Annotated in this window: 25 protein-coding genes and 2 tRNA genes; 17 read left to right on the top strand and 10 right to left on the bottom strand. The window is 64.5% G+C overall.

Annotated features, from left to right (window positions below):
• The first annotated feature begins 24 nt into the window (after positions 1-24).
• The 4 genes from lpxK to adk all read left to right on the top strand — a co-directional run bounded on the left by lpxK (position 25) and on the right by adk (position 2,829).
• The gene (gene lpxK / locus ACLV74_RS19895; protein WP_411881148.1) at positions 25-1,056 is read left to right on the top strand and encodes a tetraacyldisaccharide 4'-kinase; all 1,032 of its coding nucleotides are present in this window, start codon (positions 25-27) and stop codon (positions 1,054-1,056) included.
• Complete coding sequence (locus ACLV74_RS19890) at positions 1,037-1,219, top strand: Trm112 family protein (RefSeq protein ID WP_122956562.1); 183 nt, start codon at positions 1,037-1,039, stop codon at positions 1,217-1,219. Before lpxK ends, ACLV74_RS19890 begins: the two co-directional genes overlap by 20 nt.
• Positions 1,216-1,974, top strand: coding sequence for a 3-deoxy-manno-octulosonate cytidylyltransferase (gene kdsB / locus ACLV74_RS19885; protein ID WP_411881147.1), 759 nt, complete (start codon positions 1,216-1,218; stop codon positions 1,972-1,974). The genes ACLV74_RS19890 and kdsB overlap by 4 nt, the downstream gene beginning before the upstream one ends.
• Positions 1,975-2,172: 198 nt before the next feature.
• Positions 2,173-2,829 carry an adenylate kinase gene (gene adk, locus ACLV74_RS19880; RefSeq protein WP_411881146.1) on the top strand — a complete coding sequence of 219 codons (657 nt, stop codon included), beginning with the start codon at positions 2,173-2,175 and terminating at the stop codon, positions 2,827-2,829.
• 54 nt (positions 2,830-2,883) lie between these two features.
• Here adk and ACLV74_RS19875 read toward each other — a convergent pair whose 3' ends face one another.
• Positions 2,884-4,557, bottom strand: a complete 1,674-nt coding sequence (locus ACLV74_RS19875) for a M14 family zinc carboxypeptidase (protein ID WP_411881145.1) — start codon at positions 4,555-4,557, stop codon at positions 2,884-2,886.
• A gap of 77 nt (positions 4,558-4,634) precedes the next feature.
• Positions 4,635-5,582 (bottom strand): asparaginase, encoded by a 948-nt coding sequence (locus ACLV74_RS19870; RefSeq protein WP_411881144.1) that lies wholly within the window; start codon positions 5,580-5,582, stop codon positions 4,635-4,637.
• 126 nt (positions 5,583-5,708) lie between these two features.
• On the opposite strand from ACLV74_RS19870, the gene lexA reads away from it, so the two are divergent.
• The 3 genes from lexA to ACLV74_RS19855 all read left to right on the top strand — a co-directional run bounded on the left by lexA (position 5,709) and on the right by ACLV74_RS19855 (position 8,106).
• Positions 5,709-6,413 carry a transcriptional repressor LexA gene (gene lexA, locus ACLV74_RS19865; RefSeq protein WP_411881143.1) on the top strand — a complete coding sequence of 235 codons (705 nt, stop codon included), beginning with the start codon at positions 5,709-5,711 and terminating at the stop codon, positions 6,411-6,413.
• 135 nt (positions 6,414-6,548) lie between these two features.
• Positions 6,549-6,917, top strand: a complete 369-nt coding sequence (locus ACLV74_RS19860) for a hypothetical protein (RefSeq protein ID WP_411881142.1) — start codon at positions 6,549-6,551, stop codon at positions 6,915-6,917.
• Positions 6,918-7,098: 181 nt separating this feature from the next.
• Positions 7,099-8,106 carry a D-2-hydroxyacid dehydrogenase family protein gene (locus ACLV74_RS19855; protein ID WP_411881141.1) on the top strand — a complete coding sequence of 336 codons (1,008 nt, stop codon included), beginning with the start codon at positions 7,099-7,101 and terminating at the stop codon, positions 8,104-8,106.
• 48 nt (positions 8,107-8,154) lie between these two features.
• On the opposite strand, the gene ACLV74_RS19850 is transcribed toward ACLV74_RS19855, so the two are convergent.
• Positions 8,155-10,326, bottom strand: a complete 2,172-nt coding sequence (locus tag ACLV74_RS19850; protein WP_411881140.1) for a hypothetical protein — start codon at positions 10,324-10,326, stop codon at positions 8,155-8,157.
• Positions 10,327-10,383: 57 nt separating this feature from the next.
• On the opposite strand from ACLV74_RS19850, the gene ACLV74_RS19845 reads away from it, so the two are divergent.
• The 5 genes from ACLV74_RS19845 to ACLV74_RS19825 all read left to right on the top strand — a co-directional run bounded on the left by ACLV74_RS19845 (position 10,384) and on the right by ACLV74_RS19825 (position 16,154).
• Complete coding sequence (locus tag ACLV74_RS19845; RefSeq protein ID WP_411881139.1) at positions 10,384-11,901, top strand: 3-hydroxyacyl-CoA dehydrogenase; 1,518 nt, start codon at positions 10,384-10,386, stop codon at positions 11,899-11,901.
• A gap of 161 nt (positions 11,902-12,062) precedes the next feature.
• Complete coding sequence (locus ACLV74_RS19840; protein WP_411881138.1) at positions 12,063-12,842, top strand: oxepin-CoA hydrolase, alternative type; 780 nt, start codon at positions 12,063-12,065, stop codon at positions 12,840-12,842.
• A 148-nt stretch (positions 12,843-12,990) separates the two neighbouring features.
• The gene (locus ACLV74_RS19835; protein ID WP_411881137.1) at positions 12,991-13,716 is read left to right on the top strand and encodes a Crp/Fnr family transcriptional regulator; all 726 of its coding nucleotides are present in this window, start codon (positions 12,991-12,993) and stop codon (positions 13,714-13,716) included.
• 34 nt (positions 13,717-13,750) lie between these two features.
• Positions 13,751-14,842: a phosphotransferase family protein gene (locus tag ACLV74_RS19830; protein WP_411881136.1), complete on the top strand. Its 1,092-nt coding sequence runs from the start codon at positions 13,751-13,753 to the stop codon at positions 14,840-14,842.
• Positions 14,843-14,894: 52 nt separating this feature from the next.
• Positions 14,895-16,154, top strand: a complete 1,260-nt coding sequence (locus tag ACLV74_RS19825) for an acyl-CoA dehydrogenase family protein (protein ID WP_411881135.1) — start codon at positions 14,895-14,897, stop codon at positions 16,152-16,154.
• Positions 16,155-16,176: 22 nt separating this feature from the next.
• Here the strand turns inward: ACLV74_RS19825 and ACLV74_RS19820 are convergent, their stop codons facing one another.
• Positions 16,177-16,863, bottom strand: a complete 687-nt coding sequence (locus ACLV74_RS19820) for a hypothetical protein (protein ID WP_411881134.1) — start codon at positions 16,861-16,863, stop codon at positions 16,177-16,179.
• A gap of 56 nt (positions 16,864-16,919) precedes the next feature.
• Here ACLV74_RS19820 and ACLV74_RS19815 point away from each other — a divergent pair, with 56 nt between their 5' ends.
• A complete protein-coding gene (locus ACLV74_RS19815) occupies positions 16,920-17,624 on the top strand; it encodes a glutathione binding-like protein (protein ID WP_411881133.1) in 705 nt (234 codons plus the stop codon).
• A 30-nt stretch (positions 17,625-17,654) separates the two neighbouring features.
• Here ACLV74_RS19815 and ACLV74_RS19810 read toward each other — a convergent pair whose 3' ends face one another.
• The 3 genes from ACLV74_RS19810 to ACLV74_RS19800 all read right to left on the bottom strand — a co-directional run bounded on the left by ACLV74_RS19810 (position 17,655) and on the right by ACLV74_RS19800 (position 18,558).
• Positions 17,655-18,104 (bottom strand): response regulator, encoded by a 450-nt coding sequence (locus tag ACLV74_RS19810; protein ID WP_411881132.1) that lies wholly within the window; start codon positions 18,102-18,104, stop codon positions 17,655-17,657.
• 142 nt (positions 18,105-18,246) lie between these two features.
• Positions 18,247-18,323: transfer RNA gene (locus tag ACLV74_RS19805), tRNA-Arg, on the bottom strand.
• Positions 18,324-18,481: 158 nt separating this feature from the next.
• Positions 18,482-18,558, bottom strand: a tRNA-Pro gene (locus ACLV74_RS19800).
• Between the two features lie 155 nt (positions 18,559-18,713).
• Here ACLV74_RS19800 and ACLV74_RS19795 point away from each other — a divergent pair.
• Genes ACLV74_RS19795 through ACLV74_RS19785 form a run of 3 tightly spaced genes read left to right on the top strand, consistent with a single transcriptional unit; the run spans position 18,714 to position 21,125 of the window.
• Complete coding sequence (locus ACLV74_RS19795; RefSeq protein ID WP_411881131.1) at positions 18,714-19,217, top strand: C4-dicarboxylate ABC transporter substrate-binding protein; 504 nt, start codon at positions 18,714-18,716, stop codon at positions 19,215-19,217.
• Positions 19,214-20,689 (top strand): TRAP transporter large permease subunit, encoded by a 1,476-nt coding sequence (locus ACLV74_RS19790; RefSeq protein WP_411881130.1) that lies wholly within the window; start codon positions 19,214-19,216, stop codon positions 20,687-20,689. Before ACLV74_RS19795 ends, ACLV74_RS19790 begins: the two co-directional genes overlap by 4 nt.
• Before the next feature lie 49 nt (positions 20,690-20,738).
• Positions 20,739-21,125, top strand: a complete 387-nt coding sequence (locus tag ACLV74_RS19785; protein ID WP_411881129.1) for a DUF488 domain-containing protein — start codon at positions 20,739-20,741, stop codon at positions 21,123-21,125.
• Positions 21,126-21,250: 125 nt separating this feature from the next.
• On the opposite strand, the gene boxB is transcribed toward ACLV74_RS19785, so the two are convergent.
• The 3 genes from boxB to ACLV74_RS19770 form a co-directional block, all read right to left on the bottom strand.
• Positions 21,251-22,675 (bottom strand): benzoyl-CoA 2,3-epoxidase subunit BoxB, encoded by a 1,425-nt coding sequence (gene boxB / locus ACLV74_RS19780; RefSeq protein WP_411881128.1) that lies wholly within the window; start codon positions 22,673-22,675, stop codon positions 21,251-21,253.
• Positions 22,676-22,820: 145 nt separating this feature from the next.
• Positions 22,821-24,524, bottom strand: a complete 1,704-nt coding sequence (gene boxC / locus ACLV74_RS19775; protein WP_411881127.1) for a 2,3-epoxybenzoyl-CoA dihydrolase — start codon at positions 24,522-24,524, stop codon at positions 22,821-22,823.
• Between the two features lie 13 nt (positions 24,525-24,537).
• Positions 24,538-25,434 carry a helix-turn-helix transcriptional regulator gene (locus ACLV74_RS19770; protein ID WP_411881126.1) on the bottom strand — a complete coding sequence of 299 codons (897 nt, stop codon included), beginning with the start codon at positions 25,432-25,434 and terminating at the stop codon, positions 24,538-24,540.
• 157 nt (positions 25,435-25,591) lie between these two features.
• On the opposite strand from ACLV74_RS19770, the gene ACLV74_RS19765 reads away from it, so the two are divergent.
• A complete protein-coding gene (locus tag ACLV74_RS19765; protein WP_411881125.1) occupies positions 25,592-26,083 on the top strand; it encodes a flavodoxin domain-containing protein in 492 nt (163 codons plus the stop codon).
• Positions 26,084-26,134: the final 51 nt, after the last annotated feature.

Below are 26,134 nucleotides of genomic sequence, written 5' to 3'. Positions count from 1 at the left end.
TCCCCGCGAAATGGCCGCCAGCGCGTGAAACACCTTCTGCAGAAAGCCTGGCTCACACGCGGGGCGCTGGCATGCCTGCTCTGGCCGCTGTCGCAGCTCTACGGCCTGGTCGTTCGCCTGCGCCGGGCTTTGTACCGCCGCGGGACTCTGCGCTCCGAGCGCTTCCCCGTCCCTGTCGTGGTGGTCGGCAATGTGATCGCCGGGGGCGCCGGCAAAACCCCCCTGGTGATCGCGCTCGTCCGGCACTTGCAGGCGCAGCATGTGGCGGTGGGCGTGGTGTCGCGCGGCTATGGGCGCTCCGGCACGGGCTGTGTCGAGGTCAGCGCCGGCTCCCCGCTTGCACAAACCGGTGATGAGCCTGCCCTGATCCAGCGCATGACGGGCGTACCCGTATTTGTTGCCGACCGGCGCACCGATGCCCTGCGGGCCTTGCTGGCCGTGCATCCCGGCACCGCGGTGGTGATCTGCGACGACGGCCTGCAGCATTACGCCTTGCAACGCGACATCGAGATCGCCGCGTTCGACGACCGCGGCACGGGCAACGGCTGGTTGCTGCCGGCGGGCCCGCTGCGCGAACCCTGGCCCGAACGCAAACACCAGGGCCTGGACTTGGTGTTGCACACCGGCTCAAAGCCCGCTTTCGACGGCTTCACCTCCCGCCGGCACCTGGCCGACGATGCCTGGTCGTCCTCCGGCAGCCAGCTTGCACTGGCCGGCTTGCGGGGCCGGCCGGTCACGGCATTGGCGGGCATCGCGAATCCGCAGGCGTTTTTCGGGATGTTGAGTGATCTCGGCCTGACGCTGGAAACCGCCATCGCCCTGCCCGACCACCACGCATTCACCGAGGCGGACCTGGCCGGCCTGCAAGGGCGGACCGTGCTGTGCACCGAGAAGGACGCCGTCAAGCTGTTTGCCATGCCGGCCGCAGCCGGGCTGAATGTGCTGGCCGTGCCCCTGGTGTTTTCCCCGGAGCCGGCCTTTTTCGACGCCTTCGACGCACTGCTGGCGCCACGGCTTTCTCCATTACCATCGACGCATGGACACCAAATTGCTTGAACTGCTGGTCTGCCCCGTGACCAAAGGCCCGCTCGACTACGACCGGGAAAAACAGGAACTCGTCTCCCGCAGCGCCCGGCTGGCCTACCCCGTGCGCGACGGCCTGCCGGTGCTGCTGGAAAGCGAAGCACGCACCCTGACCGACGAAGAGCTGGGCCTGTGAGCTTCACCGTCCTGATCCCCGCCCGGCTTGCCTCCACCCGCCTGCCCAACAAACCGCTGGCCGACATAGGCGGCGCCCCCATGGTCGTGCGCGTGGCGCAGCGCGCCATGCAAAGCGCGGCCTTGCGCACCGTCGTCGCAACCGACAGCAACGAAATCATCGAGAAATGCGCGTCCTTCGGCGTCAAGGCCGTGCTGACCCGCGCGGACCATCCCAGCGGCAGCGACCGGCTGGCCGAGGCGTGCGGCGTACTCGGCCTGGCCGATGAAGACATCGTGGTGAACGTACAGGGGGATGAGCCGCTGATAGACCCGGCGCTGATCAACGCCGTGGCGCGCCTGCTCAACGAGCGGCCCGACTGCGCCATGAGCACGGCCGCGCACTCCATAGACCAGTTGGCGGACCTGCAGAACCCGAACGTGGTCAAGGTCGTGCTGGACGCCCGCCATACCGCGCTCTACTTCAGCCGCTCGCCGATTCCGGCGGGCCGCGACTTCGCCGGCCAGGCCTGGTGGGAGGCCGGCAGCAAGCTGCCCAAGCCGCTTCGGCATGTCGGCATCTACGGCTACCGGGTGGGCTTTCTGCGCGAGTTCCCCCGCCTTCCCCAGGCGCCGCTGGAGCAGCTGGAGCAGTTGGAGCAGCTCCGCGCCCTCTGGCACGGCCACCGCATCGCCGTGCACATCACCGACGACGCGCCGGGCCCGGGCGTCGACACGGCCGAAGACCTGGCGCGCGCGCGCAAGCTGTTTTCCTGAGGGAAAGTCCCCGCCGGGAAGCCCTTTCCTGTAAGGTGCTGTCAGGGGTGCATGCTATCCTTGGGAGAAACGCAAGTGGGAGGCCTGCAGGACGTTCTGGCAGCCCTCCACACCTGTCCCAAGCAACCCCGGCAGGTGGCGGCTCGCCGGCCCCGGGGTTGACTTCACGAATTCATAAAAATCCGAGGACATACATCCATGAGACTGATTTTGTTGGGCGCGCCTGGCGCGGGCAAAGGGACGCAAGCGACCTTCATTTGCCAGAAGTACGGCATCCCCCAGATTTCCACCGGCGACATGCTGCGCGCTGCCGTCAAGGCCGGAACCCCGCTGGGCATTGAAGCCAAAAAAATCATGGATGCCGGCGCACTGGTCAGCGACGACCTGATCATCAATCTGGTGAAAGAACGCATCGCCCAGCCCGACTGCGCCAAGGGTTTTCTGTTCGACGGCTTTCCGCGCACCATTCCGCAGGCCGATGCAATGAAGTCGGCGGGCGTCAAGCTCGACTATGTGCTGGAAATCGACGTGCCTTTTGAAGCCATCATCGAGCGCATGAGCGGACGCCGCTCGCACCCCGCGTCGGGCCGCACCTACCACGTCAAGTTCAACCCGCCCAAGGTCGAAGGCCTGGACGACGTGACCGGCGAGCCGCTGATCCAGCGCGAAGACGACAAGGAAGAAACCGTGCGCAAGCGGCTGGAGGTCTACAGCGCCCAGACCCGCCCGCTGGTGGACTACTACTCCGGCTGGGCCAAGGTGGCGCCCGACGCGGCGCCCAAATACCGCGCCATCAGCGGCATGGGCACGGTCGACCAGATCACCGCGCGGGCCTTCGAGGCTCTTGCCGCTTAAGCAGCCTCCGCACTCGCAAAAAAGCCGTCTTCAGGGCGGCTTTTTTGTGGGCGATTAAAAAATCGACAGCACCGGGTAGCGGCGCCACTCCGGCTCGGCATAACGCGCGCAGTTCTCGAAAATAAAGCCCAGGACCTGCTGCTGGTCCGACAGCAGATGGGGGTTGGCGGCCTTCCACATATCAAAGCCCGCGCGCAACCCAGGCTCATCCTTGAGCAGCTGCAACGCCATGTCTTCAAACACGTAGTCCGAGAAGTGCTGCTTTCTCTCCAGGATGCTGTTGAAAAATCCCCAGCGGAAGAAGCTGTCGTGCGCCTGCGGCTCCAGGGTTTCGACGGCATAGCGAGCCTTGTCCTGGTCCAGCGGAAGCCACCAGTCGCCAGCCTGCAGCTCGACGGTTTGCTGGCTTGTTTCCAGCGCCACCTCGTCATGGAACATGTGGCCTTCATACGCACCAGGGCGGCTTTGAACGCTCTTGATACGGCTGACCTGGGCCTGCACCGAGCGTGCCGTGCCCAGGCGCTCCATCTTCACGCCGTTCCAGTCCAGGCGCTCGACCACGGCGCGCCAGGCTTGCGGGATGACGTAGGCCACGGGCGCGGGCACCAGCGTCTCCTCGGCAAAGTGCGTGAAGTAATCGATCTCGCGTTCCCAGGGCTGCGACCTGTCGTAGGCCAGGCGCTGGTAGTCGCCCAGCAGGCTGGGCGAGTAGGTCGCGGTGTAGCCCTTGAAGCGCAGGCTGGAGCGGCGGGCTTCGTCGACCTTCCAGCGGACAGGCCAATGGGTCCTGCCCGCCGGCTGCCGGGCCTGCCGCCGCAGCGACTGTATCGCCGGCGCGTTCGCGACCGTGAAGGCCAGCGTCACGTCCAGCAGTGCGCGCGTGGACTCGTAGCGGTCCTTGAACGGCTTGAGCATATGGGTTTCGGGCATGAAGCCTATGGTGTGGTTCAGCGCCGCATAGCCCGTGGAAAACCGCGGCACCTCTAGGAAGTCGGCAATGCCCTGGTCCGGGCTCACATGAACGGTATTCACATAAGGGCAGGTGGGCCAGCCGCGCTCCTCCATGCCCTGGTAAATCGCCGGCAGCATGCTGCCTCGCAGGAAAGCGCCCAGCCCGCCGCCCAGCTTGTCGGCCTGGGTGTGGATCAAGGTCATCGTGTAGCTGTAGTCCGCGCCGTTGGAGGTGTGGGTGTCGACCATCACGTCCGGGTCCCAGGCCGTGAAGAAGCGGTTGAACAGCTGCGCATTGAGGCTGTCGCACTTGATGAAGTCGCGGTTCAGGTCCAGGTGCAGGCTGTTGCCGCGAAAGCCGAAGGCTTCCGGCCCGTCCTGGTTCACCCGGCTGGTATCGCCGCGGTTGCAGCTGCCGTCGACGTTGTAGACGGGGATGAAAAGGTAGACCGTGCCGCCCAGCGCGGCCAGGCGTTCGGGCTCCAGGCACAGGTCGCGCACCAGCGCCATGCAGGCGTCTATACCTTCAGGCTCGCCGGGATGTATGCCGTTGTTGTTGAAAAAAACGGGGCGCCCGGCCTTCTGGATCTGCTCGCGGTCAAACACGCCGTCGGCGCTCACGACGCCGGCGTGGATGGGCACCCCGGCGTCGGAAACACCGATCTGCGAAAACCGCAACACGGCGGGATAACGCCGGGCCAGGGCTTCGTAAAACTGGATGCAGGCCTCCCAGGTGGTGGTTTGGTTCTGGTTGCCGAGTTCGTAGGGGGTTTTCATGAGGTGTCCGAGGCAAAATGCAGGATTGGGAGGAGATGCGTGTGACGGGCAGGCTGCGCTGCCGGCTTGGGAAGAGCTCAGGCCAACAATTGCAGGATCAGGCTTATGCGGGCCTTGACCGCGCTCAGGCCCTGCGAATCAGGAATCGTGTCTGCCGGGGTGGACAGAACGCGGCCGCTGAAGCAACGGCTGGCGCGAATCACCTTGACGCCGGCCGCCTGGGCGGCGAGCAAGGCGGCCTCCAGCTCCTTGTGCAGGCTGCCGTTGCCAGTCCCCGCCACCACCAAGCCCTGGATACCCTGTGCCCGCAAAGCCTGCACGATGGCACCGCCTGCGCCGGCATGGTTCATGATGATTTCGACACGGGGCACGGCGCCCGGACCGGCCAGGCTTGCGATGATTTTTGCGGCAGGGGCGCGGTCGGACTGGGATTGCGGCCAATTGCGCACCAGTCTCAGCTTGCCCTCCTCCACGTAGCCTGTCGGGCCGGCATCCCCCGAGCTGAAAGGGTCCAGCCGGTAGGTATGCACTTTTTGGACATCCGCCGCCCCATGGATGACGCCGGCACAGACCGCCACCACGCCCTGTGCCCCCACGTGGCGCGCCACGGCCACCGCGTCAAGCAGGTTTTGCGGGCCGTCGGGGACAAGCGCCGTGGCCGGGCGCATCGCGCAGGTCAGCACCACGGGCTTGGCCGGGGCCAGCAGCGCCTGCAGGAAAAAGGCGGTTTCCTCCAGCGTGTCGGTGCCGTGGGTAATGACGATGCCCTGGATATCGGGCTGCGCCAGGTAATGGCTGACGCGCGCGGCGAGCCTGGCCCACACGGCGAAAGTCATGTCCTTGCTGTCGAGCTGCGCCACCTGCTCGGTGAGCACGGTACCGGCTTGCGCCAGGGCCGGGATCGCGGCCAGCAACTCCTCGACACCCACCTGGGCGGCGGTGTAGCCGATGTTGTCCGAAGCACTGGCGGCCCGGCCGGCAATCGTGCCGCCGGTGCCCAGAATCACAATATTTTGAGGAGGCATGGAAAGTGATCTTGCAATCTTTAAAAAACTGGATGAAAATACAGCTACTGGATATTAAAACAGGTCGCAAAAGGCAAGTGGCACCGGCCCGCCCCTTTTACGATTTGATGAACAAGGAGTCCCGCCATGAGCATCCTCGCCGATTTCCCGCATTTTCCCTCCGAAGGCCCCAAGCTCACGGCGCGCCAGCAACAAATCCTGGAGTTGATCCAGAGCGCCATCGCCCGCACCGGCGCACCGCCCACACGTGCCGAAATCGCCAACGAACTGGGCTTCAAGTCCGCCAATGCCGCTGAAGAACACCTGCAGGCGCTGGCCCGCCAAGGCGTCATCGAGCTCGTCAGTGGTACCTCCCGCGGCATACGCCTTCGCGGCGACACCTTGCGCTCCATCAACGAATCGCGCACCAAACAGTTTTCCCTGCCGTTGCAAAGCCTGGCCCAACTCGCCCTACCTTTGGTAGGGCGGGTTGCTGCTGGCAGCCCGATTCTCGCGCAGGAACATATCGAGCAAACCTATTATTTCGAGAGCAGCCTGTTCCAGCGCCAGCCCGACTACCTGCTCAAGGTTCGCGGCATGAGCATGCGCGACGTCGGCATCATGGACGGCGACCTGCTGGCCGTCAAACAGGCCAAGGAAGCCAAGAACGGCCAGATCGTCGTAGCCCGCCTGGGCGATGAGGTTACCGTCAAGCGCTTTCGCCGCAACAAGAACGTGATCGAGCTCCTGCCCGAAAACCCCGACTTCAAGACCATCGTGGTCGAGCCCGGTGAACCGTTCGAACTCGAAGGCCTGGCCGTCGGTTTGATCCGCAACACCATGCTGATGTAAATCATCTGATCCGGCCACGCACCAGGTGGCGGGCGTTTGGCTTGTGTAGCCAACACCCTGGTGCTGCGGCCCTGCCGGCCTGTTTGCCGGTCCGAAATCCTGCCTGTGTAAACCTCTCTCATACAGGAGTTCATCATGGGAATCGTCAGTTTTTCACACTCACCCATCCTCTCGGTGCTGCTGGCCCCGGTGCAGGCCCTGGCAGCCTGGTTTGTGCCTATGCAGGACAGGTCCGGCCGGTTTTCGGCGCCTGCGCGCGCCCAGCGCGCTTCCGGCCAGTTAGCCCTGCCTTTTGCCTCAGGCGTTGCGACAGCACCCCGCGAGTCCGTGCAAACAAGCAAGGCCACGCCAAAAGGCCCCGCGCCCAGCCGCCTGCGCATCGTGCGGGAGTTCGACGCCAATGTCAGCCCGGCTTGCGCCGGCCGCATGGTCATTTCCGGCCGCATGGCCGATGTGTGCGCTGAGCTGGACCGCATGGCCCAGCGCGAGGCCTCCTTGCGGTAAAGAAACCGGCCTCCATCCTCTGCGGGGCCGACATTTTTGCGACTGAGGGGCGGAGGGGATCAGGAGGCGTTTGCAACACCCACGACTGAAATGCCGCCGCAGGTTTCCTGGCGATACAAAATGCGCGCATTCGGGTAGCCCTTCCCGCAAGGAACAAAAATCTTGCAGGCACAATATCGGCATGAATATTGTGATCCTCGACGACTACCAGGACGCAGTGCGAAAACTGAACTGCGCTGCCAAACTGGAGGCCTACCCTGCCAAGGTCTACACCAACACCGTCAAAGGCATAGGCCAGCTGTCCGTACGGCTCAAAGATGCCGACGTCATCGTCCTTATCCGGGAACGGACCCAACTCAACCGGCAAGTCATTGAAAAGCTGCCCAAGCTCAAGCTGATCGTGCAGACAGGTCGCGTCGGCAGCCATGTCGACGTTGCGGCCTGCACCGAACGTGGCATCGCGGTGGCCGAAGGCACCGGCTCACCGACCGCGCCGGCTGAACTGGCCTGGGCACTGGTGATGGCCGCCATGCGGCGCATTCCCCATTACGTGGCCCACCTCAAGCACGGCGCCTGGCAGCAGGCAGGCCTGAAGTCGGCCTCCATGCCGCCCAATTTCGGCATAGGCTCCGTCCTCAAAGGCAAGACTCTGGGTATCTGGAGCTACGGAAAGATCGGGCAGATCGTAGCCGGCTACGGCCGGGCCTTCGGCATGCGGGTCATCGTCTGGGGCCGCGACGCTTCGCGCGAACGGGCCCAGGCCGACGGCTATGAAATCGCCGGCAGCAAAGCCGAGTTTTTTGAGCAAAGCGACGTGCTGAGCCTGCACCTGCGCCTGAACGACGAAACCCGCGGCATCGTCACGCTGGAAGACCTGTCGCGCATGAAGACCACCTCCTTGCTGGTCAACACCTCGCGCGCCGAACTGATAGAGCCCGAGGCGCTGATCGCTTCGCTCAATCGCGGGCGACCCGGCCTGGCGGCCATCGACGTCTTCGAGTCGGAGCCCATCCTGCAGGGCCATGCCCTGCTTCGCCTCGAAAACTGCATCTGTACGCCGCATATCGGCTATGTGGAGCAGGACAGCTATGAGCTGTACTTCGGCGCGGCCTTCGACAACGTGGTCAACTTCATCAAGGGCACGCCCACCAACATCGTCAATCCCGGCGCACTGCAAGTGCGGCGCTGAGATGGCCCCCGGTTGCCGTGCCGAAAGGCGGGCTCGCCGCCCGGCGTTCTAGACTTTCTGCACGGGTTCGGTGACAGGCATATCGAGGTCGAACTCAATCAGGTTGCTCAACTCGACGGCCTCAGCGGGCGCATAGGTCGCGGCGACCGAAGGCAGCAACCGCGGCACCGGTAATGCCCCCTCTTCCAGGCTCAAATCAATGTCCAGGCCGAGCCTGGGCGAAACAGGAGGCCGCGTCAGGTCGGGCGCGGGTATCACATCCAGAGGCGCGGGAGCCGGTAGCACGGCAGGAAGAGGCGGCAGCGTTTCCTGGAAATGGGCAGACAGGGGCTGGATGCTGGTCGGGCCAAAGCTGGTGGTACGCGGCAAGGCAGTCAAGGCGTCAAGCGCAGAAGCCGTCGCCGGTTCACCGCGGTTCTCCGCCAATCCCGCGGGCCGGGCGATGATCTTCTTGGCGATGGAGTGAAGCAGCAGCAGCTCACGGTAAGCCGCAAGGCTGAAGACCTCGCTTCGCGAATCGGGCTTGCGGAAGATGGACTCCTCCAGGACATCCAGCACCTTGGGCGTCGGCCAGAGCGCCTCGATGCGCGTCAGGGCCGCCACATAAAACTCCAGGCCGTGGGTGTCCGTCGCATAGGCGTCAAATGCGGGGACCTGGGCATTGAACATGCGGTGGAAGTCTTTGCGCAGCGCGTCGTAGTCGTCCTTGCGGCCGAGGCTGTGATAGAGGTCGAACAGGTCCAGGTAGACCAGCGCGCTGGTCTCCACGTTGTCCGTGATGTGCATACGCAGCACCTCCACCGCCTTGTCGGTATTGCCCAGCGAGAGGAAAAAATCCGCCTGCTGCTGCACGTCAAACAGCTCTTCGGCATTGACGATGCGGGGCATGCCGCTGAAACCGCCCAGGCTGGGCAGGAACTCCGCGCGATCTCCCGCCTGAACTGGTTCAGCTGCCCGGGCCGGCACCGCCAGGCTGGAGGCGGGCAACCTGTGCGTGCTTTCAAGATGAAGAGCATCGAGATCCAGGTCGACGGCAGGCTTGAGCGCATGGCTCATGAGGGTCGAAGCACCCGTAGACCGGGAAACTGTCTCGGCGCCGGTGGAAAAACCGCTCTCAAAGCCGCTCAGTCTGTCCTCGCCCGCATCCTTATCCCACCAGGCGCCATGGCCGAAGCGCAGCGCGTGCTGGCGGCTGCGCCACCAGAGGAACCCGGCTGCCAGCAGCACCAGCACCAGGATACCGCCCAAAGCATAGACCAGCCAGTTGCTGTAGCGCTCCTGGCGCGCCTGCTCCAGTTGGCCCCGCAGTTCCGTCACAGCCTGCTCAGTCTTGCGGCTTCGCGCCAGCATGCCGGCCACGTCGGACTCCAGGGACTTGAGCCGCTGGTTGTCGCGCAACACGTCCTGCGGCTGGGCGTTGAGGGCCTGCCACAACGCGGCGGCTACAGACCGTTGCTGGGCATCGGTGGAAGGCGACGTCAGCAATTCCGGCGACGACTTCAGCACCGGATCACGTTCGGCCGCCAGGTCAATGGGATCGAGCTGCAGGCGCGGGCGGGACGAGCGCGCCTGTGCTTTTGGCGATTTGCCGGCCGTGCGGGCAGGCGGCGCAGCCAGGGAAGAAGCCATGGCGGCGTTGCTGCGGGGTTCAGCATTCCTGTCCAAAGCCCGGCCTTCCGATTTGGCACGGGAGTCTTTCCCGGCCCGGGCTGCCACCTCAGCCTGTCTTGAGCTCGCCGCACCCGCTTTGCCGCGGGCATCGCGGTCAACGGTGACATTCGGCAACTGCGCCGTTACGGCTTGCGGAAGGCTCGCGGGAGCCGCACCGGCGCTATTGCCCAGCATTTCCGCCAGCAATACGTATTTGCGCGAATACTGCTGAACGCAGCCTTCGCGCACGTAAAGCGTCACCACCGGCTCGTCAACCACGGAAGCGGCGCGGATGCGGACCAGGACTTCAGTGGGGTTGGAGCCTTGCGAGGCCAAGGTGCGCACTTTGTCGGAGGAAACCTGGCCGTCGCCGAAAAATACATCTGCGGCCACGCAGACCGAGGAAAGATTTTCGGAGCTGTCCAGTTGAACGGACAAGGTAAGGTCCAGCGGGTGTCCCACGATGGCCGCGCCGCGAATGCGGCCCAGGGATGCAGCCATGCTGCTGGCGGCAAGCCCCATCAGCAAGACGCCGAGCAGGTGTTTGAGCGACTTCTCGGCAAATTTCATGGGGTGCGCAAATTTTGCCACGCGACTTCACGCAATACGCTCAGCCATAATTCGGCCATGAAAGTAAATTTTGCAAATGTGGGAATAGTTGGCACTGGCGCGATGGGACGCGGCATTGCGCAGATCGCGGCGCAGGCCGGCAGCATAGTCAGGCTGATGGACGCGCAGGCGGGAGCAGCCGAAAAGGCGCGCGAAGCCATCTGCGCCCAATGGGACAAGCTGGTGGAAAAAGGCCGCATCGATGCCACTGTGGCTGCCGGGCACAAGGACAGGCTCCAGCTCGCCGGCACCCTCGCCGACCTGGCCGGTTGCGACCTCGTCATCGAGGCCATCGTCGAGCGGCTGGACGTCAAGCGCGCGCTGTTCGCCGAGCTCGAAGCGCTGGTGCCCGCCAGCACAGTGCTGGCCAGCAACACATCTTCGCTGTCGGTCACGGCCATCGCGGCCGCGCTCAAGCACCCCGACCGCCTGGCCGGCTACCACTTCTTCAACCCTGTTCCACTGATGAAAGTGGTCGAAGTGATCGCGGGCCTGAAGACCAGCTCCGCAGTGTGCGAAAGCCTCAGCCAATATGCCAGGCAGATGGGCCACACGCCTGTGCGGGCGCAGGACACCCCCGGCTTCATCGTCAACCACGCAGGGCGGGGCTACAACACCGAGGCGCTGCGCATCGTCAGTGAAGGCATCGCCGACTTCGCCACCATAGACCGCATCCTGCGCGACCAGGCCGGTTTCAAGCTGGGCCCTTTCGAGCTGATGGACCTGACCGGGCTCGACGTCTCCCACCCCGTGATGGAGTCGGTCTACCACCAGTACTACGAAGAAGCCCGCTACCGCCCCAATGTGATCACGGCGCAGCGCCTGGCCGGCGGCGTGCTGGGCCGCAAGACCGGCGAAGGCTTTTACCGCTACGTGGACGGCGCCGTGCAGCTGCCTGCGGAGCCGGCCGTTCCGGAGGTCGCCGAATTCCCGCCCGTCTGGGTCTCGCCCCGGGCCTCGCGCCGCTCGGAGTTGCTGCAGCTGCTCAAAAACCTGGGCGCCAAAATCGAAACCGGTGCCTCCGCATCGCCGCAGGCCCTGATGCTGGTTGCGCCGCTGGGTTTTGACATCACCACAGTCGCCGTGGTGGAGCGCCTGGACCCGGCCCGCACCGTCGGCATCGACATGCTGATCGACGACGCGGCGACCAAGCGGCGCGTGCTGGCCACCAACCCGGCCACACGCAGCGACATGCGCGACGCCGCCCATGCGCTGTTTGCCCGCGACGGCAAGGCCGTCAGCGTGATCCGCGACAGCGGCGGCTTCGTCACACAGCGCGTCGTGGCTGCCATCGTCAACATCGCCAGCGACATTTGCCAGCAGGGGATTTGCAGCCCGAAAGACCTGGAAACCGCCGTGACCCTCGGGCTGGGCTATCCGCTTGGCCCGCTGGCCATGGGCGACCGCTACGGCCCCACGAATGTGCTGGAAGTGCTGTTCAACATGCAGACTGTCTACGGCGACCAGCGCTACCGCCCTTCCCCGTGGCTGCGGCGCCGCGGCGCCATCGGCCTGAGCCTCATGCATGAGGAGTGAAGCACCCCCGTCCAGGCTCACTGCGTGTAGCCTTTTCCCCCCTCGAGGGGGCGGCGCCTGCGGCCTGGCGAAGCCAGTTCCGCGGCCCCCACTGGCCAGGGGATTTGTACGGGGACTTGGTCCCTGCCGACTACTCTTTTCGATACATTGGAAAAATTGACATGGCAGGCGCAATCAAGAGTACCAGTGAGGGCCAGACCCTTATCCTGACGATCAGCAATCCGGAGTTCAAGAACGCCCTGGGTCCCGATATCTACGCCGCCGGCGTTGAGGCGCTGAACGCGGCCGAGAACAATCCCGACATCCGCAGTGTGGTGATCACCGGTGAAGGCGCGATTTTCTGTGCGGGCGGCAACCTGCAGCGGCTGGAGGCCAACCGCCGCGAAGCGCCTGAAGTGCAGGCCCAGAGCATTGAAGGACTGCACAACTGGATCGATTCGATACGCACCTACCCCAAGCCGGTGATTGCCGCCGTTGAAGGCGCGGCTGCCGGTGCGGGCTTTTCACTGGTGCTCGCCTGCGATTTCATTGTGGCGGCGGACAACGCCGTATTTGTGATGTCGTACAGCACGGTCGCGCTGTCGCCTGACGGCGGCGGCAGCTGGGCCCTGGCGCGGGCCTTGCCGCGCGCGCTGGCCAGCGAACTGCTCATGGCCGGCGAACGCATAGGCCCGCGTCGCTTGCATGATCTCGGGCTGGTCAACCGCGTCACGGCCCCCGGCGAAGCGCTGGCACAGGCCCTGCAAATGGCCGACAACCTCAATGCGCGCGCGCCGAACGCGCTGGCCAGCATCAAGGAACTCATCAATGAGGCGGCCGGCAACACGCTGAACCAGCAACTGGCCCGCGAGCAGGAACACTTCGTGCGCAACCTGCACGACGCCAATGCCGGCGAAGGCATAGACGCTTTCCTGAACAAGCGAACGCCGCACTACCGGTAGCCGCGTCCCCGCGAGGCGGGCAGCCGCAGCCCGCCCCGACTATTCTCCCCGGCCTACGGCCAGGGGACACCCATGCGACAGCCCGCTGGCGCCCGGCGGGTCCCTCAAGCGACAATGGACGTCTTGTTAGTCACTCAAAAGACAGACCATGGACGATCCCATTCTTACGATAGAGGAACGAGAGGCCATCAACAACGGCCGCTGGTTTTCATCCCTGTCCCCATCCCTGAGGCACGACATACTTCGATGCGCCTACGTCAAACGCTACAAAGACGGCGAACTCATCAGCGCCCGCGGCGATGTGCCGGAAGAATGGATTTCCTGCGCGCGCGGTGCCATCCGCGTCAGCTCGACCTCGATTTCGGGCAAACAGGTCACGCTGACCTATGTGGAGCCGGGCCTCTGGGTGGGCGATGTGGCGATCTTCGACGGCGAGCGGCGCACCCACGACTCTTATGCCCATGGCGAGACCACTTTGCTGTGCGTCTCGCGCGCCGACCTGCGCAAGATCCTGACACAGCACGTCGAACTCTACGAAGCCCTGTTGCGCCTGCATGCGCGCCGCATACGGCAGCTCTTCGGCCTGGTGGAAGACCTCAACACCCTGCCCCTGCGCGCCCGCCTGGCCAAGCAGTTGCTGCACCTGGTGCGCAGCTACGGCGTGCCCAGCCTGGCGGACGGCGGCGAGGTACGCATAGGCCTGCAACTGGCCCAGGAGGAGTTGGCCCAGTTGCTGGGCGCCTCGCGCCAGCGCGTGAACCAGGAACTCAAGTCCATGGAACGCGAGGAAGCCATACGCATAGAGCCGGGCGGCCTGGTGGTGCGCAACCGCGAAACCCTGATGCGCATCTCTGAAGCCGAAATCGACAAATAAGCAAGCAAAAATAAACAGAGACAAGCCCTTCAGCATGAGCAACTTCGACCACTTCATCGGCACGCGGGCCGTTTCCGGTGCGCACGCCTTTGACCTCGGCGCCCTCACCGCCTACCTGGACAGCCACCTGCCCGGCTTCAAGGGCCCGCTGACGGCAGAACTCTTCAAGGGCGGCCAGTCCAACCCGACCTACAAGCTGATCACACCCGGCGCCGCTTATGTGATGCGCGCCAAGCCAGGGCCTGTTGCCAAACTGCTGCCGTCGGCGCATGCGGTGGAACGCGAATTCAAGGTGATGCAGGGACTGCAGGGCACCGACGTGCCGGTGCCCAAAATGTATTGCCTTTGCGAGGATGAGTCCGTGATCGGGCGCGCCTTCTACGTCATGGAGTTCGTCGAGGGCCGCGTGCTCTGGGACCAGTCCCTGCCCGGCATGAGCCAAACCCAGCGCGGCGAGATCTACGACGAGATGAACCGCGTGGTCGCCGCGCTGCACAAGGTGAAGTTCGCCGAACGGGGCCTGGCCGACTACGGCAAGCCCGGCAACTACTTTGAGCGCCAGATTGGCCGCTGGAGCAAACAATACTCCGCGTCGATCACCCAGCCCATCGCCGAGATGGACAGCCTGATGCAATGGCTGCCGGCCAACATCCCGGCCAGCGCGCGCGACGAAAGCATGGTCTCCATCGTGCACGGCGACTTCCGCCTCGACAACCTGCTGTTCCACGCCACCGAGCCGCGCGTGCTGGCGGTGCTGGACTGGGAACTCTCCACGCTGGGCCATCCGCTGGCCGACTTCAGCTACCACTGCATGGCCTGGCACATCCCGCCCGGCGCCTTCCGCGGCATAGGCGGGCTGGACGTGGAAAGCCTGGGCATTCCCACCGAATCGGAATACATACGCCGTTATTGCGAGCGCACCGGCCTCACCACGCCCGAGGCGCTCAAGGCCGACTGGAACTTCTACATGGCCTACAACCTGTTCCGCATCGCGGCCATTCTGCAAGGCATTGCCAAACGGGTCGAGGCCGGAACCGCTTCCAGCGCGCAGGCCGTCAGCTCGGCCGCCGGCGCGCCGCTGCTGGCAAAAATGGCCTGGGGCTTTGCCCTCAAAAGCCAGGGCTGAAAACGGCCCGCCTCTACAACAACGCCGCCTCACCTCTTTTTCTGGAGATTTCATGGACTTCAACTACACCCCCAAAGTACAGGAACTGCGGGCGCGCCTGCTCAAGTTCATGGACGAGCATGTCTACCCCAACGAGGCCCGCTTCTTCCGCGAAATCGCCGAAAACCGCGCCAAGGGCAATGCCTGGGTGCCGACCACGCTGGTCGAGGAGCTCAAGCCCAAAGCCCGCGCCGCCGGCCTGTGGAATTTGTTCCTGCCGCACTCGCCGCGCGCGCCTGAAGGCCTGTCCAACCTCGAATACGCGCCGCTGTGCGAAATCATGGGCCGCGTGCCTTTTGCGGCCGAGGTCTTCAACTGCTCGGCGCCCGACACCGGCAACATGGAAACCATTGCCCGCTACGGCTCCGAGTCCAACAAGGACCAGTGGCTGGACCCGCTGCTCAAGGGCGAGATCCGCTCGGCCTTCCTGATGACCGAGCCGGAAGTCGCCTCGTCCGACGCCACCAACATCCAGTGCCGCATTGAACGCGACGGCGACGACTACGTGCTCAACGGCCTGAAGTGGTGGTCCTCCGGCGCGGGCGACCCGCGCTGCGCCGTCTACATCGTCATGGGCAAGACCAACCCCGACGCCGGCCGCCACGAGCAGCAATCGATGATCCTGGTGCCCGCCAATGCGCCCGGCATCCAGGTGCTGCGCCCGCTCTCGGTGTTCGGCTACGACGACGCCCCGCACGGCCACATGGAGGTGCGCCTGACCAATGTGCGCGTGCCGGCCGCCAACCTGCTGCTGGGCGAAGGCCGTGGCTTTGAAATCGCCCAGGGCCGCCTCGGCCCCGGGCGCATCCACCACTGCATGCGCAGCATAGGCATTGCCGAGCGCGCGCTGGAGCTCATGTGCAAGCGCCTGAACACCCGCGTCGCCTTCGGCAAGCCGATCGCCAGCCAGTCGGTCTGGCACGAGCGCATTGCCGAGGCCCGCTGCATGATCGAGCAGGCCCGCCTCCTGACGCTCAAGGCCGCCTACATGATGGACACCGTGGGCAACAAGGTCGCCAAGGCCGAGATCGCGATGATCAAGGTGGTGGCGCCCAACATGGCCTGCCAGATCATCGACTGGGCCATCCAGGCCCACGGCGGCGGCGGCGTGTCTGACGATTTCCCGCTGGCTTACGCCTACGCCAGCCAGCGTACCCTGCGCCTGGCCGACGGCCCGGACGAGGTGCACCGCGCATCGCTGGCCAAGCTGGAGCTGGCCAAACACCTCTTGATGCCCGGCGAAGTCGAGATGCCGATTACGCGCGGCAGCTGAGGCTGCCCGAGGCGAACGCCTCTTACAGCGTGATGTCGTTGGAGAGGCCGGCAATTGCCGATTCGCAGGCCGTGGTGAAGATCAGGGCGGCATGCTCCAGCGTGGGCATGTCGGCCGGGGTGTATTGCATGCGCAGATAGGCCTTGCCGCGCTGCACCATCAACATAAAAGGAACCTGCGCGTCGGGTGAGGGCTCGGGCCAGGACAGCATCAGCTCGACCAGGTGCGGATCCAGCCAGGCAAGCGCATGGGAGCGGTGGTCGGCCATCACCGCGTAGCGCTGCCAGAACGGCTTGGGCAGGCTTTCCCAGCCGACCTCCGGGTACATCGCCAGCCAGCGCACTTCTTCCGGCATGTTGTGGTCGGCGGTGGTTTGCAGGGTGTCGGTGTAGGCCTGGTAGGCCTTTTTTTCCAGCGCGTCCTTCAGGGCCCGGTTCATGACAAGGACAGTGACGTCGTCATTGACCTTGATTTCGCCCCGGGCGCGCAGCTCTTCGCCGTGCATGTAGTCGCGCGAAGCCGGGGACCGCTCCATCTTCCAGGGTTTGTTGCCCACGCTGCCCTTGAGCGCGAAGCCCTTGCCCTTTCCCATGCCGGTGAAGGAAAAGCCGCGGGTTCCGGCCCATTCGGACACCGCTTCGTCGGATGCGGCGGAGTCACCGGCATCCGCCTTACCGGCGACAAAGACTTTCTTCAGGCGCTCGAACATGGTTTTTGCTTTTCTCTTAAAGTGCAGCAAACATCATACTAATCAAGGAAGTCCCAATGATCAATGTTTACTCCTGGCCCACACCCAACGGCCACAAAGTCCACATCATGCTCGAAGAATGCGGCCTGGAACTGGGCCGCGACTGGCAGGCCATTCCCGTCAACATCGGCACCGGCGACCAGTTCAAGCCCGAATTCCTGGCCATCAGCCCGAACAACAAGATCCCTGCCCTGGTCGACCCGGCAGGACCGGACGGCAAGCCGATCTCCGTGTTCGAGTCCGGCGCCATCCTGCTCTACCTGGCAGCAAAGACGGGCAAGTTCCTGCCGAAAACCGACCGCCTCAAGTTCCAGGTGCTGCAGTGGCTGATGTTCCAGATGGGCGGCGTCGGCCCCATGATCGGGCAGACCCACCATTTCCGCCAGTACGCGCCCGAAAAAATCGACTACGCCATCAATCGCTACACCAATGAAACCAGGCGGCTTTACGGCGTGATGAACAAGCAGCTGGCCGGCAGCAAATTCATCGCCTGCGACGAATACAGCATCGCCGACATCGCCATCTTCCCCTGGCTGCGCAACTGGGAAAACCACGGCATAGACTGGGCCGACTACCCGCACCTGAAAAAATGGTTCGACCTGATCGGTGAACGCCCTGCGGTGCAGCGCGGCGTCAAGGTGCTGGCCGATTTGCGCAGGCCCATTACCGACGACAAGGCGCGCGAAGTGCTGTTCGGCAAGACGCAGTACGAAAAACGCTGAGCCGGGCCTGCGGGCCGGCAGGCTGGGCGGTCAAGACCCCAGGTTAACCAGCGGCGCAAAGTTGGACGTGCGCCAGTATTCGCGGAGCTGTTCCAGCTTTTCCTCAAAATCCCTGTAGTGCAGCGGTTTGCGCACGTAGCTGTTGAGCCCGCCTTTGAACGCCATCACCGCTTTGGAGCTTTCAGGCGAGGAAGTCAGCATGACGACGGGAACAAAAAAGGTGCGCGGGTCGCCCCGCATACGCTGCATGACCTCCAGCCCGCTGATGCCGGGCAGATCCAGGTCCAGCATGACCAGTTCTGGCGGCTGGTCGTGCGGGCGGCCGCTGTAAGCGCCTTCGCAGAAAAGGTAATCAAGGGCTTCCATGCCGTCGCGGGCGACGATGATTTCGTGGTCCGCGCCGTTTTCCTGCAGCGTGACCATGGTGAGCTCCACGTGATCCGGGTTGTCCTCTACCAGCAGCATGGTGGGTCTGGGCATTTTTGCTTGCCTCCTTGTTCTTGACGGCCTTAGACGCGTGATTGACGCGTGGCCGAAGCAGCCAATATAGACCTCGGCCCCTGGAGTGCCGTGTAAGCAAAGTTCGCTGGTGTGTGGGCGCGCGTGGCTTGACGCGGCTGACTGGCCTGCCCGGAGGGGATCGAACCCCCGACCCTCAGCTTAGAAGGCTGATGCTCTATCCGACTGAGCTACGGGCAGTTTGTGTGTACAGGAACCGGGGCAAGGCGCGCGTTGGGCCCGCCGTTTCCGGCTCGTCGCGCATCATACCCCGCCTATGCGGCGTATCCGCCGCGCGGCGCGGCCGTGCAAGGCGGACATGAAAAAGCCCACTTGCGTGGGCTTTTTGGGGGAAATTGTGGTCGGAGTACAAGGATTCGAACCTTGGACCCCCTGGTCCCAAACCAGGTGCGCTACCAGACTGCGCCACACTCCGACTAGTCAAATATTATAGCCCGAACCAGCTACACTTTGCCGCACTCCCCCTCATTTTTTCCATTCACGGGCCCGCACCATGAAACTTCGCCTTGCTGTCCAGCCTGAACCGCACCGGCCTGAGGGGAAGGCCCGGCACAGCAGCACTGTGCGCACATGAGACTTTCGGCCGCCGCCAAGGCCGCGTCCTCGGCGGACAAAGGCCTGACACGCATGACCGCGGTGTTCGGCCTGCTGGTGCTGCCGCTGGCGGCATTGCTGCTGGCCCAGTGGCCGTTGCGCGAACTCGTACAAGCCTACTCGCGCCAGGCCAACGATGCGGCGCAGCTGCTGTTCGCCCTGTATGTCGCGGTGGCCGTGACCGCGGCCTCCCGAAGCCATGCCCACCTGGCATCCTTGCAGCCGCACCCCTCGGGCGCGCCCCGCCCGCGCTGGCATGCCTGGGCGTTGCTGGCCTGCGTTGCGCCCTGGGCGCTGTTCATGCTCTGGGCCGGCTGGCCGCTGGTGGCGGCCTCCGTGTCTTCTTTCGAGCGATTCGGCGAAACGCTCAGCCCCGGTTACTTTGTGATCAAGATCGCCATGGCGCTGATGCTCGTGCTGGTGCTGGTGGAGGGCCTGCTCGAGTTGCTGCCGCACGGCCGTGCGCCGGGCTCGCCATGAGCCTGACCGGCCCGCTCGCGGGCTTATGGATGCTGCTGGCGCTGGGCGTGGTGATTCTGGCCACCGGCCTGCCGGTCTGGGCCCTGCTGATCGGCGTCTCCAGCCTGTTCGCGGCACTGGGCCTGGCCGCGGGCGCGTTCGACCTCCAGATTCTGCAAGCCTTGCCGGTGCGCACGCTGGGCCTGCTCGAAAACGATTTGCTGCAGGCCATGCCACTATATGTTTTCATGGGCGTGCTGCTGCAGCGCCTGACCGTGGCCGACGCCCTGTTTTCCGCCCTGCTGCGGCTGTTTCGCCCGCTGGCCGGCGCGCACGCCCTCTCGGCCCTGGGCGTGGGCGCCCTGATCGCGCCCATGAACGGCTCGGTCGCTTCCAGTTCGGCCCTGCTCTCGCGCCTGGTGGCGCCGCGCATGGCGCACCTGGACACCGCGCGGGCCCTCTCCATCATCAGCGTGGCCGCCACCATAGGCGTGGTGGTGCCGCCTTCGCTGGTCCTGCTGCTGCTGGGCGACGCCATGATGCTGGCGCACCTGGAAGCCAGCCGGTTGCCGGGCTATCTGCAGGCCGGCCAGCGCATCATCAATACCCAGGACGTGATGCATGCCGCGCTGCTGCCCGCGCTGTGCGTGCTGGCGCTATGGGCCCTGGTGGCCTGGCGCCAGGCGCGAAAATTTCAGGAAAAACCGCCTCAGACGCCTCTCAGCCGCACGCAGGCGGCCGTCGCCCTGATCGCGGGCGCCACCATTGTGCTGCTGCTGGCCGGCGTTTTTACCGGAAAACTCTACGCGGTGGAGGCGGCGGCCACCGGCGCAATGCTGCTGGTGGCCTCGGCCCTCGTGGGCCGATCGCTCTCCATCGCCGGCTGGCAGGCAGTGCTGGCCGATACGCTCAAGCTCAGCGGCGCCCTGTTTGCGCTGCTGGTGGGCGCCACCACCTTCAGCCTGGTGTTCCGCATCTTCGGCACCGACCGCTGGCTCAACGGCCTGCTGCTGGGCTCCACCCTGCCGCCGGGCGTCACGGCGGCGCTGGTATTGCTGCTGGTGGCGCTGTGCGCCTGGGTGCTGGATGCGTTTGAGATGATTTTTGTCATCGTGCCCATCGTCGCGCCGGCGCTGATCGCGCGCCTGGGCGACGCCCAGCAGGCCGCGGTGTTGCTGCTGCTGGTGCTGCAGCTGAGTTTCCTGATTCCGCCCATGGGCTACGCCGTGCTGATGGCCCGGTCCCGCTCGGGCCTGCCGGCCATCCCGGGCCGGCGCCTGCTGGGCGCGCTGTGGCCCATGCTGCTGGTGCAGGTGGCGCTCACGGTGGTGGTGTTCGCCTTTCCAGCCACGGTGCACTGGCTGGATGCGCCCGCTCCTGTAGCTTCCACGCAGGCCCCGATGGCCGAAGATGAAATCGCGCGCCAGATGCAGGAGATGTCGCGTGTCGAACCTCTGGAGCCCGGCGCCGCAACCGTGCCCGCCGCGCCCTGAGTCGCTCCCAAACAGGGCTCGCGAACCACTCGTAAAAAAGGAGACCGCCATGGCCATAAAAATCATCAGACTGGGCACGGCCCGCAGTGCCGGTGAAGGCTTGCGCATAGGCACGGTGCGCAGGCCGCCGCGCGGCGTGCCGAAAAGCGAGTTCGCCTCGCAGGACTGGTATGACGTGTGGTACCCCAACCTTGCGCCCAGCGTCGAGACCATGAAGCTGGGCCAGGCGGTGGAATCGGACAGGGATTGGGCCGCTTTCAGCAAAAAGTACCGGGCTGAGATGGCCGAGCCGGACGCCAGCCGCAACCTCGACCTGCTCGCCGCGCTGTCGCACAGCGCCAACTTCGCAATGGGCTGCTATTGTGAGAACGAGGCGCGCTGCCACCGCTCGCTGCTGCGGGACCTGCTCAAGGAACGCGGCGCCAATATTGCCTAGGTGCTGGTGCAGCGGTCAGGTCAAACCAAGCCGGGGCCGCGGAACCGGCTTTGCCGGGCCGCAGGCGCAGCGGCCCCCTCGGGGCAGGAAGCTACACGCAGTGAGCGACCGTGGGGGCGACATAGTTACAGTTTCACGTACTCATACTCCAGCGGGTTGGCGTTGATCCCGCGATCAGGCGGTGCAATCCACGCAGCCATCTTGCCGGGCTCGGTGACCTTGTTCATCAGGCTTTTGACAAAAGCCGTGTCGGCCGGCGTAGGCAGCCACTGGTCTTTTTTGGCCTCGAACTCGGCGGCGGTAATCGGGTTGCCCAGCGGGTCGGTGAAGTTGCCGGCCCAGGCGCCGACCGCGCGGCGAAAACGCGTCGACGGCAAAGTCAGTTCAAAATCCACACCGGCACGCTTGATGCCCATGTTCCAGCGTGTCACGCCGACGTTGCAGTCCTTGACGTATTCAAGGCGGGTGATTTCATTCATGCCGTTGCGGGTCGAAATCGTCTCGTTCTTCACGCCGCCCTGCCCGTTCGGCACCACGATGCTCATCTCGGTTTCGCGTTCCACATGGTCGGCGAACTTGGCTTCATCCGGCCGGCCCTTGATGCCGTTGCTGAAGTAGTTGGCGGCATTCGACGAGGCTTCCGAGCCGAACAGGTCCAGCGAGGAAGTGAACCAGAAGTTCATGAATTTCTGGACGGTGGGCAGGTCGATCACGCCGGCCTTGCGCAAGGTGGCGACGTCGTCGGTGTCCAGTTCCTTCATGACTTCCAGCGTGCGCTTGATGACGCGGCCCACGCCGGTTTCACCCACGAACATGTGGTGGGCCTCTTCGGTCAGCATGAAGCGCGTGGTGCGGGCCAGCGGGTCGAAGGCCGATTCCGCAAACGACTTGAGCTGGAACTTGCCGTCGCGGTCGGTGAAATAGGTAAACATGAAGAAGGACAGCCAGTTGTCCATCGGCTCGTTGAAGGTGCCCAGGATGCGCGGCTTGTCGGCATCGCCGCTGTGGCGCATCAGCAGTTCTTCGGCCTCCTCGCGGCCGTCGCGGCCGAAGTGAGCATGCAGCAGGTAGACCATGGCCCAGAGATGCCGGCCTTCCTCGACGTTGACCTGGAACAGGTTGCGCAGGTCGTACAGCGAAGGCGCGGTGTGGCCCAGCAGGCGCTGCTGCTCGACGGAAGCGGGCTCGGTGTCGCCCTGCGTGACGATCAGGCGGCGGAAGGTGGAGCGGTATTCGCCGGGCACCTCCTGCCAGACCTCTTCACCCATGTGGTCGCCAAAGCCGATCTTGCGGCCCTCCTCCTTGTCGGCCAGGAAGATGCCCCAGCGGTAGTCCGGCATGGGCGTGTAGCCGTAGCTGGCCCAGCCCGAAGCATCCACGCCCACGGCGGTGCGCAAATAGACTTCCTTGGCCTTGAAGTCGCTGGGGCCCATCTCGTCCCACCAGTTCAGGAAGGCCGGCTGCCAGTGCTCCAGCGCGCGCTGAAGCTGGCGGTTTTCGCCCAGGTGGACGTTGTTGGGGATGAGGGCTTGGAGGTCTATGGTGCTCATGATCAGGTCCTTGAAAATTCAGGTAACTTGGTGTCTTGTTCCCTCTCCCCCTGGGAGAAGGTCAGGGTGAGGGCCGGCGGCGCTGGAAGCGGATACGGGGAACCCTCACCCCTGCCCTCTCCCGGGGGAGAGGGAGGAAGAAAAATCAGATGCGTTTCCAGTCGAATTTTGCTTTTTTGCCTGTGCCGAAGAGCTTGAGCGCACCGTCCTCACCCACCGCATTCGGGCGAATGAAAATCCAGTTCTGCCAGGCCGACAGGCGGCCGAAGATGCGTGTTTCCATGGTCTCCTTGCCCGGGAAGCGCAGCGAGGCTTCCATGCCGGTCATGGCGTCGGGCGAGAGCGAGGCGCGCTCTTCGAGCATGATGCGGATTTCGTCTTCCCAGTCGATGTCGTCGGGCGTCAAGGTGACCAGGCCCAGCGCGAGCGCCTGGTCGGCGCGCAGCGGGCTGTCGCCGAGTTTTTGCAACTGGGAAATCGTGGTTTCGTCTTCGCAGAAACGCGTCTGCAGCCGCGTCAAGCCGTTGACGGCGGGGAACCAGCCGAAGTTGGCTTGGCTCAGTTGCAGCGCCGGGGCGCTGTCGGGCGCATCGGGCAAATCGAGCATGTAGATGCGGTCGCAGGCCAGGGCCAGTTCGTAGAAGGTGCCGGCAAAGCAGGAGCCCGCATCGACCAGCGCAATCAGCGAACGGCTGGTGACGTCCAGCCGGGCCAGCGTACGGCGCAGCGCGCCCGTGGTTTCTTTCACCAGCCAGTGGTCCTTGAGCTTGGCCAGCACCTGGTCCATGCGGATCACCTGGCCGGCATCGCCCGTGGTCTTGATGACCCAGGTGCCGGTTTCCAGTTCGTTGGTGCGCAGGTTCAGGATGGCGTCGTCGAGTTCACGCTGCAGCTTGAGCGGGTACCAGTTGGCGCCGGCCGCTTCAATCGCTTCGGGCGTGGACTCAATGGCTGCCGCCGGGGCCTTGATGGTGATCGTGGCGATGCGCTTTTCGCGGTCCACCTGCGCGTCGACCAGGCTGTAGTGGTAGCCGGCGTCGTCGATCAGCGCCTTGAGCGGCGTCAGTTCAATCCCTTTGCTGCCTGCGGCCCGTGTGGACTTGGCACGCAGCGCCTCAATTTCGGTGGCCAGCAGGTCGCCGAACTGCTGCGGCTTGGCATGGGCGTCGATCAGTTTCCAGTCCTTGGCGCGGTCGGCGCGCACGCCTTCGGATGTGGTGCAGAAGATGTCGGCGAGGTCGCGGCGCACCTTGCGCTTGTCGGTCACGCGGGTCAGGCCGCCTGTGCCGGGCAGCACGCCCAGCAAAGGCACTTCGGGCAGGCTGACGGTGGACGAGCGGTCGTCCACCATGATGATGCGGTCGCAGGCCAGGGCCAGTTCATAACCACCGCCGGCGCAGGCGCCCGTCACCGAGGCAATCGCCTTCAGGCCGTCATGGCGCGAAGAGTCTTCCAGGCCGTTGCGGGTTTCATTGGTGAATTTGCAGAAGTTGACCTTCCAGCCATGGGTGGAGAGGCCCAGCATGTAGATGTTGGCGCCCGAGCACCAGATCTTTTCCTTGCCCGACTCGAACACCACCACCTTGACGGCCGGGTGCTCGAAGCGCACGCGGTTGATCGCGTCGTGCAGCTCGATGTCCACGCCCAGGTCGTAGCTGTTGAGCTTGAGCTTGTAGCCGGGCTTGATGCCGCCGTCTTCATTGATGTCCAGTTTCAGGCGCGCAATGTCGCCCTCCACGCGCAGCGTCCAGTGCTGGTATTTGCTGGGGTGGGTGGAGAAACTCACGAGCTCGCGCTCCTGGCCCTCGATGACCTGTTTGAATAAAAGCGGCTCTGTCATGGCGTTCATGGGGTGTCTCCGGTTAGGTCCGTTCGGCTTGTTCGCGGACGGTTGTTTTGGGAACGGCGCGTTCCAGGTCTTTCAGGCTTTGTTTCAGTGTGCGCGCGGCGGTATCGACCACGGCGTCGGCGCGGGCATACAGCGCCTCGCGGCTGGAGAGGATGCGGCGCAGGTCTTCCATGGCTTCGCTGGTGGCGCCGCGCGTCGCGTCAAAAGGCCGCATGTCGCCCTGGGCCACCACGCGGGCCATGTGCTCTTCCGGGCTGGCCTTGAGCCACACGCAGTAAAAGCGGCTTTGCAGCAGGTCGAAGGTCTCGCGCTCACTGACGATGCTGCCGCCCGTGGTCATGACCACGCCGGCCGGGTGGTCCTCGGCAATGCGGAACAGCGCGCGCCGCTCGTAGCGCCGGTAGCCGGCCTGCCCGTGCAGCAGCAAAATTTCATTCATGCTGGTGCCCGCTTCGCGTTCGATCTCGCGGTCCAGCTCGATAAAAGGCACGCCGCGCTCGGCTGCCAGCTGGCTGCCCAAGGTCGACTTGCCGGCGCCGCGCAGACCTATCAGCGCAATGCGCCGCTCACGGCCCTTGGAGTCATCGAGGCCGAAGGTGCTGCCCAGCATGCCGTAGGCCTGGTCCAGCTGGGTGTCGTCCAGCCGCGCGAGCAAACCCTGCACGCGCGCCAGCGCCGGGCGCGGGGCGTCCTGCAGCAGTTCAAGAATGGAGATGTTCAGCGCGCGAGCCGCGGCTTCCAGGGAGTTGATCGAGACATTGCCCTTGCCGCTTTCGACGTCGGCCAGGAAACGCTCGCTCAGGCCTGAATCGGAAGCCAGCTGTTTGCGCGTCATGCCGCGGCGGGCACGCCAGGCGCGGACGCGGGCGCCCAGTTCGCTGAGCGTGGCTTTCGATTCCTGTTCAGACATGATTTCCAAGAAGCACCTGTGTCAAAAAAGTCCGGTGAAGCGGGGTTTGGCGGTTGCGCTTTCGATAAATTGCAGTATACTTCAGGTTAAATCGATGTCAAGCAGTTTATTGCATCTTTATCCGCGCTTCGACACGCTCAGGATGATCGGAACACATATGAAACTCAGAATCCTCGTAGGCACCATGACCAGCACCGCCGACTATGTGGCGCAAGCAATCCAGATGGACTGCGCCGACCTGGTGAGCGATATTGAAATCGAGCTGATGGACAACCTGGACATCAGCGTTTTCGACGCCGCCAAAGCAGAAGATGCACTTTATCTCATCTGCAGTTCCACTTACGGCTCGGGCGACGTGCCCGACAATGCCCGCGCCCTCTACGAATCGCTGGGCGCCAACCCCCAATTCCTCGGCCATGTGCGCTATGGCGTCATCGCGCTGGGCGACCGCACTTACATGCAGACCTTCTGCTTCGGCGGCAAAAAATTTGACGAACGCCTGCAGGACCTGGGCGCACAGCGCATCGGCGAAGTCTGGTGCCATGACGCGAGCAGCGGCACCATGCCGGAAACGGAAGGCACCGAGTGGTGCCGCCAGTGGCTCACCAATGCCTTGCAAACGCTGGGAGCGAACTCCGCCACCGCCTGAAGAGTTAGAAGTTAGAAGATACCGTTCCCTGTAGCGCTTGATGAGCGTGCG

Origin of the sequence: Polaromonas sp. YR568, from assembly GCF_943369415.1 — a bacterium.
GTDB lineage: Bacteria > Pseudomonadota > Gammaproteobacteria > Burkholderiales > Burkholderiaceae_C > Polaromonas.
This window is presented reverse-complemented; position numbering and strand designations above follow the sequence as displayed.

Bases quoted from the DNA above. Each gene is read 5' to 3' on its own strand.
- ACLV74_RS19820 (WP_411881134.1), bottom strand. From the start codon at position 16,863: ATGTTCGAGCGCCTGAAGAAAGTCTTTGTCGCCGGTAAGGCGGATGCC.
- lexA (WP_411881143.1), top strand. From the start codon at position 5,709: ATGAGCATCCTCGCCGATTTCCCGCATTTTCCCTCCGAAGGCCCCAAG.
- ACLV74_RS19845 (WP_411881139.1), top strand. From the start codon at position 10,384: ATGAAAGTAAATTTTGCAAATGTGGGAATAGTTGGCACTGGCGCGATG.
- ACLV74_RS19850 (WP_411881140.1), bottom strand. From the start codon at position 10,326: ATGAAATTTGCCGAGAAGTCGCTCAAACACCTGCTCGGCGTCTTGCTG.
- ACLV74_RS19855 (WP_411881141.1), top strand. From the start codon at position 7,099: ATGAATATTGTGATCCTCGACGACTACCAGGACGCAGTGCGAAAACTG.
- boxB (WP_411881128.1), bottom strand. From the start codon at position 22,675: ATGAGCACCATAGACCTCCAAGCCCTCATCCCCAACAACGTCCACCTG.
- ACLV74_RS19870 (WP_411881144.1), bottom strand. From the start codon at position 5,582: ATGCCTCCTCAAAATATTGTGATTCTGGGCACCGGCGGCACGATTGCC.
- ACLV74_RS19890 (WP_122956562.1), top strand. From the start codon at position 1,037: ATGGACACCAAATTGCTTGAACTGCTGGTCTGCCCCGTGACCAAAGGC.
- ACLV74_RS19835 (WP_411881137.1), top strand. From the start codon at position 12,991: ATGGACGATCCCATTCTTACGATAGAGGAACGAGAGGCCATCAACAAC.
- ACLV74_RS19875 (WP_411881145.1), bottom strand. From the start codon at position 4,557: ATGAAAACCCCCTACGAACTCGGCAACCAGAACCAAACCACCACCTGG.
- ACLV74_RS19860 (WP_411881142.1), top strand. From the start codon at position 6,549: ATGGGAATCGTCAGTTTTTCACACTCACCCATCCTCTCGGTGCTGCTG.
- ACLV74_RS19795 (WP_411881131.1), top strand. From the start codon at position 18,714: ATGAGACTTTCGGCCGCCGCCAAGGCCGCGTCCTCGGCGGACAAAGGC.
- ACLV74_RS19840 (WP_411881138.1), top strand. From the start codon at position 12,063: ATGGCAGGCGCAATCAAGAGTACCAGTGAGGGCCAGACCCTTATCCTG.
- ACLV74_RS19765 (WP_411881125.1), top strand. From the start codon at position 25,592: ATGAAACTCAGAATCCTCGTAGGCACCATGACCAGCACCGCCGACTAT.
- ACLV74_RS19830 (WP_411881136.1), top strand. From the start codon at position 13,751: ATGAGCAACTTCGACCACTTCATCGGCACGCGGGCCGTTTCCGGTGCG.
- ACLV74_RS19815 (WP_411881133.1), top strand. From the start codon at position 16,920: ATGATCAATGTTTACTCCTGGCCCACACCCAACGGCCACAAAGTCCAC.
- ACLV74_RS19790 (WP_411881130.1), top strand. From the start codon at position 19,214: ATGAGCCTGACCGGCCCGCTCGCGGGCTTATGGATGCTGCTGGCGCTG.
- ACLV74_RS19825 (WP_411881135.1), top strand. From the start codon at position 14,895: ATGGACTTCAACTACACCCCCAAAGTACAGGAACTGCGGGCGCGCCTG.
- adk (WP_411881146.1), top strand. From the start codon at position 2,173: ATGAGACTGATTTTGTTGGGCGCGCCTGGCGCGGGCAAAGGGACGCAA.
- ACLV74_RS19785 (WP_411881129.1), top strand. From the start codon at position 20,739: ATGGCCATAAAAATCATCAGACTGGGCACGGCCCGCAGTGCCGGTGAA.
- ACLV74_RS19770 (WP_411881126.1), bottom strand. From the start codon at position 25,434: ATGTCTGAACAGGAATCGAAAGCCACGCTCAGCGAACTGGGCGCCCGC.
- boxC (WP_411881127.1), bottom strand. From the start codon at position 24,524: ATGAACGCCATGACAGAGCCGCTTTTATTCAAACAGGTCATCGAGGGC.
- ACLV74_RS19810 (WP_411881132.1), bottom strand. From the start codon at position 18,104: ATGCCCAGACCCACCATGCTGCTGGTAGAGGACAACCCGGATCACGTG.